This is a genomic window from Pseudomonas sp. PS01270 (assembly GCF_029959775.1).
GTDB classification, from domain to species: Bacteria; Pseudomonadota; Gammaproteobacteria; order Pseudomonadales; family Pseudomonadaceae; genus Aquipseudomonas; species Aquipseudomonas atacamensis.
Map to the genome: position 1 here is coordinate 22,666 of NZ_JASCPT010000072.1, position 6,286 is coordinate 28,951.

The following is a 6,286-nucleotide window of genomic DNA, read 5'->3' on the forward strand; positions in this document are numbered from 1 at the left end:
TCAGCCCTTTTTCGTCAGCGGTCGCTCGCGCACGTCCCGAGGCTGTTCGTCGCGGGTCACCTCGCGGTACCACAGTTCATGGTGTTTCTTCGCCCACGGCCGGCTGACCCAGCCATGCAACATGGCGTCGACCGAACCCTTGATCCACAAACCAGCGTAGATGTGCACGATGATGCTCAGCACCAGCACGAACCCGGCCAGCGCATGCAACAGCATGGCCCAGCGGATCGTGGTGATGCCGAAATACGCGCTGAACCACGCGCGCCAGATCACCAGCCCGGTGAACAGCAACGCGAGCATGCACAGCAGTAAAGTCCAGAACAGCAACTTCTGCCCGGCGTTGTATTTGCCCACCGGCGGCACGCTTTCTTCGTCGTTGACCATCATCCGATTGATCCGCCGCAGCCACTGACGGTCATTGGCGATGAAGAAATTGGTGCGCCAGAAGCTGAACACCAGGCCGAGAAACAGCACGAACATGGCGATGCCCATGTACGGGTGCAGAATTCGCGTCCAGGTGCCGCCGCCGAACAGGTTGCTCAGCCAGAACAGCGATGGATGAAACAACGCCAGCCCGGACAACCCGGCCATGAAAAACAGGATCGCTACCAGCCAGTGGTTGGTGCGCTGGTTGGCGCTGTAACGCAGGATCGTCTTGTTGCTCATGGCCGCTCCTCCCCGCGTGGATCGAAGGTGTGCACCGCCGGGTCGACCACGTGCACCGAGGTGTCGGGTGGCGTCGGATGCTCATCCTCCTCGACACGATTCGGGCCGATGCGCACGTAGTGGAAGAACCCGGCCAGCACCGCCGCGCCCATCGCCAGCAGGCCGAGGGGTTTGCTGATGCCTTTCCACAAACCCACCAGCGGACTGATCGCCGGATGGTCCGGCAAACCTGCATAGATTTTCGGCGTATCGGCGTGATGCAGCACGTACATCACGTGGGTGCCACCAACGCCTGCCGGGTCGTACAGACCGGCATTTTCAAAGCCACGGCTTTTCAGGTCGACGATGCGTTCAGCGGCGTGTTCCTTCATGTCTTCCTTGGTGCCGAAGACGATCGCGCCGGTCGGGCAGGTTTTCACGCAGGCCGGCTCCAGCCCTACCGCGACCCGATCGGAACACAGCGTGCATTTGTAGGCCTTGTGATCCTTCTGCGAAATGCGCGGGATGTTGAACGGGCAACCGGTGATGCAATAGCCACAACCGATGCAGTGGTCCTGATCGAAATCGACGATGCCGTTGGCGTGCTGAATGATCGCCCCGGGGCTCGGGCACGCGGCCAGGCAACCGGGTTCAGCGCAGTGCATGCAGCCGTCCTTGCGGATCAGCCACTCAAGGTTGCCGGCGTCGGTTTCGTGCTCGGTGAAGCGCATCAGCGTCCACGAATCCGCCGTCAGATCCTGCGGATTGTCGTAGGTGCCGTGGTTGTGGCCGACCTCGTCGCGCAGCTCGTTCCATTCCGAGCAGGCGACCTGGCAGGCCTTGCAACCGATGCATTTGGTGGTGTCGATCAGCTTGGCGACGCCTTGCTGAGTCCTCACCGACGGCGGCACAGTGGTGGTGGCCGAGCGGGCAATGATGTCTTGGCTGGCCATTTACAGTTTCTCCACGTTGACCAGGAATGACTTGGATTCCGGGGTCTGAGTGTTGCCATCGCCGAGGAACGGCACCAGGGTGTTGGTCAGGTAACCGTGACGCGTCAGGCCGGTAAAACCCCAGTGCAGCGGGATGCCGATCTGATGCACGACCTGGCCGTTGACCTGCAGCGGCCGGATCCTTTTCGTCACTACCGCCACCGCCTCGATAAACCCGCGCTTGCAGCTGACCCGCACGCGATCACCGGCAGCGATGCCCTTCTCGTTCGCCAGCACCTCGCCGATTTCGACGAACTGCTCGGGCTGAGCGATCGCGTTCAACTTGCAGTGCTTGCTCCAGAAGTGGAAATGCTCGGTGAGCCGGTAACTGGTGCCGGCGTACGGGAAGTCCTTGGCCTCGCCGAGGGTTTCCCAGACCGAATCGAAGATCCGCGCCGCCGGGTTGCTGGTGGCCTTCTTGTTCTGCGGGTGCAGCGGGTTGATGCCGATCGGCGTTTCGAACGGCTCGTAGTGCTCAGGGAATGGCCCTTCGTTCATCTTGTCGACGGCGAAGAACCGCGCAACGCCCTCGGGGTTCATGATGAACGGATTCATCCCGGCTTCCGGCGGCACGTCGGCCTTGTAGTCCGGCACATCGGTGCCGGTCCAGGTCTTGCCGTTCCACCACACCAGCCGCTTTTTCGGGTCCCACGGTTTGCCCGCCGGGTCCGCCGAGGCGCGGTTGTAGAGAATCCGCCGATTCGCCGGCCACGCCCACGCCCAGCCCTGATGCTGGTGCATGCCGAATGGGTCGGCGTTATCGCGCCGGGCCATCTGGTTGCCGGCCTCGGTCCAGCTGCCGGCAAAAATCCAGCAACCAGACGCGGTGCTGCCGTCATCCTTGAGCAAACCGAAGCCGGCCAGTTGCGTGCCGGCCTTGACCGTAACGCCGCTGGCATCGGTGAAATCGCTGACCGCGCTGCCGTTGATTTCCCGCGCCAGTTCTTCCGGCGAAGGCTCGTCGGGGATTTTGTACGGCCACGACAGTTTCAGCAGCGGGTCAGGAAACTTGCCGCCCTCGCTCTGATAACGCTGGCGCAGGCGCAGGAACAGTTCGCTCATGATGCGAATGTCGGTCTGCGCTTCACCGGGGCCATCGGCGCCTTTCCAGTGCCATTGCAGCCAGCGGCTGCTGTTGACCAGCGAGCCGTCCTCTTCGGCAAAACAGGTGGTCGGCAGGCGAATGACTTCGGTCTGGATTTCAGCGGTTTTCACGTCGTTGTACGGCCCGACGTTCTGCCAGAACTCCGAGGTTTCCGTGGCGAGCGGGTCCATCACCACCAGCCACTTGAGCTTGGCCAAGGCGCCCATCACGCGGTTCTTGTCCGGCAACGCAGCGATCGGATTAAAGCCCTGACAGAAGTAGCCGTTGACCTTGCCCTGGCTCATCAGGTCGAACATCTTCAGCACGTCGTAGTTGGGGATGTCGAGCTTCGGCAAATGGTCGAACAGCCAGTTGTTCTCGGCGGTGGCGTTGGCGCCGTACCAGGATTTCATCAGGCTGACGTGGAATTTGCTGTAGTTCTGCCAGTACGAAAGCTGCCCCGGTCTGAGCGGAACCTGTGTGCGTTTGAAGATGAACTGGCCATAGTCCTGCTCGCTGTCGCTGGGCAGCGTGAGGTAGCCGGGCAAGGCGTTGGACAGCAGGCCGAGATCGGTCAGACCCTGGATGTTCGAGTGCCCGCGCAGCGCATTGACACCGCCGCCAGGCATGCCGACATTGCCCAACAGCAGTTGCACCATCGCCGCGCTGCGGATGATCTGCGCGCCGATCGAGTGCTGCGTCCAGCCGAGGGCATAGAGAATCGTCATGGTCTTGCCCGGCGTCGAGCAGGTGGCAATTTCTTCCCAGATTTTCTGCATCGCGTCGACCGGCATGCCGCAGATCTGGCTGGCCAGGTCGATGTTGTAGCGGCTGTAATGCTGCTTCATCAGTTGATAAACGCAGCGCGGGTCTTGCAGGGTCGGGTCGACGCGGACGAAACCGTCCTCGGCGAATTCGTAACCCCAGCCGGACTTGTCGGTATAGCTGCGTTTTTCCGCGTCATAGCCGCTGAACAGGCCGTCTTCGAAGCCATAACCGGCTTTGACGATGAACGACACGTCAGTGTAATTGCGCACATATTCGTGCTGGATCTTGTCCTCGGTCAGCAGGTAATTGATCAGCCCGCCCATGAAGGCGATGTCGGTGCCGGTGCGGATCGGCGCGTAATAGTCGGCCACCGAAGCGGTCCGGGTAAAACGCGGATCGACCACGATCAGCCGCGCGGCGTTGTGCGCCTTGGCCTCGGTCACCCATTTGAAGCCGCACGGATGCGCTTCTGCTGCGTTGCCACCCATTACCAGGATCAGATTCGCGTTGGCGATATCGGTCCAGGTGTTGGTCATGGCACCACGGCCGTACGTCGGGGCAAGACTTGCCACCGTCGGACCGTGTCAGACACGCGCCTGGTTATCGAACCCCAGCAGACCGAGGCTGCGAATCACCTTCTGGGTGATGTAGCCGGCTTCGTTGGATGCCGCCGACGCCGCAAGGAAACCGGTGGTCAGCCAGCGATTCACCGTTTGCCCGTTGGCATTTTTCTCGATGAAGTTGGCGTCGCGGTCGGCCTTCATCAGGTCGGCGATGCGATCGAGGGCTTCGTCCCAGCCGATGCGCGTCCATTCATTGCTGCCGGGCTTGCGCACTTGCGGGTACTGCAAGCGGCCGGGGCTGTGAATGAAGTCGAGCAGGCCCGCGCCTTTCGGGCACAGGGTGCCGCGATTGACCGGGTGGTCGGCGTCGCCTTCGATATGAATGATGTTTTGCGCCACGTTCTTGCCGGCATCGCCCTGGCTGTACATGATCAAACCGCAACCGACCGAGCAATACGGGCAGGTGTTGCGGGTTTCACGGGTGTGGGCGAGCTTGAAGTGACGCACCTGCTCGGCAAAGGCCGCCGTCGGGGCCATGCCCAACGCGCCCAGGCTTGAGCCTGCAAGGCCGATACCGGCGACCTTGAAGAACTGACGACGGCTGAGATCCATCGTGCACTCCTGATCAGGTGGAACCCGGTACTTGCGCCGGGCTTTATCTGGACAATCACGGTTGCGACGCCTTGGCGCCGACTTTTTCACTGTAGACAAAGACCTTGCCGATTGTGTGAAAACCGACCGTCGGGTGTTTCATCTGCAATCTCGAGGTATTGATCGTTCCTACGCTCTGCGTGGGAATGCCTCAAGGGACGCTCCGCGTTCCACTGGGACGCAGAGCGTCCCGGGCTGCATTCCCACGCGGAGCTTGGGAACGATCAGTCAGATCGCTATTGCGAGCAGGCTCACTCCTACAGGGAACGAGTTGCGCATAGAATGTCCGGCAGAACCAACTCCGCCTTGACGAGACCGCGCATGACTTTCGATTTTGATCAGTTGTTCGACCGCCACCACACTGGCAGCACCAAGTGGAGCCGCTACCCGGCCGATGTGTTGCCGATGTGGGTCGCTGATATGGATTTTGCCGCGCCGCCGGTCATCGTCGAAGCCCTGCAACAGCGCCTGCTGCACCCGCTGCTCGGTTACAGCGTGGCCCAGGACAACCTGCGTGAAGCGATCGTCGCCGACCTGTGGCACAAGTATTCATGGCAGGTCAAACCGCAGGAGCTGATCTTCCTGCCGGGTGTGGAATCGGGCTTCAACATGGCGCTCAAGGCGTTGGTCCAGGCGCAGCAGAATGTCGTCGTGCAAGTGCCGAACTACCCGCCACTGCGTCACGCACCAGGGCATTGGGGCCTGAACAAGGTCGAGCTGGAATTCAACGCCCAGGCCGATGGCACTTACGCCACGCCGCTGGACGCACTGCGCGCTTCGCTGAAAGGCGGCGGCGCCCTGCTGTTGAGCAACCCGCACAACCCGCTCGGCAAGGTCTTCGACCGCGAAGAGTTGCAGGCAGTCGCGGACATCTGCGCAGCGCAGGACGCGTGGATCATCTCCGACGAAATTCACGCCGAACTGTGCTTCGACGGCCGCGTGCACATTCCCACCGCATCGCTGAGCCCCGAGATTTCCAAACGCACGATCACCCTGATGTCGGCGAGCAAGGCCTACAACATCGCCGGGCTCAAGACCTCGTTCATGATCATCCAGGACGCCGCCCTGCGTGAGCGCGTCAACCACGCCCGCTGCGGCATGGTCGACAGCGTCAACCCACTGGGCATGGAAGCCACCCGCGTCGCCTACAGCGAAGCCGGGCCGTGGCTCGCGGAATTGAAAATCTACCTGCAGGCCAACCGCGACTGGCTGGTAGACGCGGTGCGCACGCGCCTGCCGGGCGTGACCATCAACGTGCCGCAGGGCACGTATCTGGCGTGGCTCGATTGCACCGCGCTGGACCTGCCGGATCCGCAGCGGTTCTTCCTCGAACAGGGCAAGGTCGGGCTGAGTGCCGGGCTGGATTTTGGTGACCAGCATCAGCAGTTCGTGCGCTTGAACTTCGGTTGCCCGAGGGCGTTGCTCGAAGAAGGGATTGCGCGGATGGAGCGGGCTTTGGCCAACCACAATCTCTGATCCTGCCCCGAGATTCCCCTGTGTAAATGATCCCCTGTGGGAGCGAGCCTGCTCGCGAAAGCGCGGTGTCAGTCGACATATTTATCGTCTGACAGACCGCTTTCGCG

4 protein-coding genes are annotated in these 6,286 nt (G+C 61.8%); 1 reads left to right on the top strand and 3 read right to left on the bottom strand.

Features of this window, described 5'->3' with window-relative positions; genetic code table 11:
- Genes QMX86_RS18745 through fdnG form a run of 3 tightly spaced genes read right to left on the bottom strand, consistent with a single transcriptional unit; the run spans nt 1 to nt 4,664 of the window.
- The gene (locus tag QMX86_RS18745) at nt 1–666 is read right to left on the bottom strand and encodes a formate dehydrogenase subunit gamma (protein ID WP_282384545.1); all 666 of its coding nucleotides are present in this window, start codon (nt 664–666) and stop codon (nt 1–3) included.
- Nucleotides 663–1,598 carry a formate dehydrogenase subunit beta gene (fdxH, locus tag QMX86_RS18750; RefSeq protein ID WP_016774818.1) on the bottom strand — a complete coding sequence of 312 codons (936 nt, stop codon included), beginning with the start codon at nt 1,596–1,598 and terminating at the stop codon, nt 663–665. Before fdxH ends, QMX86_RS18745 begins: the two co-directional genes overlap by 4 nt.
- On the bottom strand, nt 1,599–4,664 hold the full coding sequence (gene fdnG, locus QMX86_RS18755) for a formate dehydrogenase-N subunit alpha (RefSeq protein WP_164568608.1): 3,066 nt from the start codon (nt 4,662–4,664) through the stop codon (nt 1,599–1,601). It abuts the gene before it with no gap.
- A 360-nt stretch (nt 4,665–5,024) separates the two neighbouring features.
- Here fdnG and QMX86_RS18760 point away from each other — a divergent pair, with 360 nt between their 5' ends.
- Entirely contained in the window at nt 5,025–6,179 is a 1,155-nt protein-coding gene (locus tag QMX86_RS18760; protein ID WP_282384544.1) for a PatB family C-S lyase, read from the top strand.
- Nucleotides 6,180–6,286: the final 107 nt, after the last annotated feature.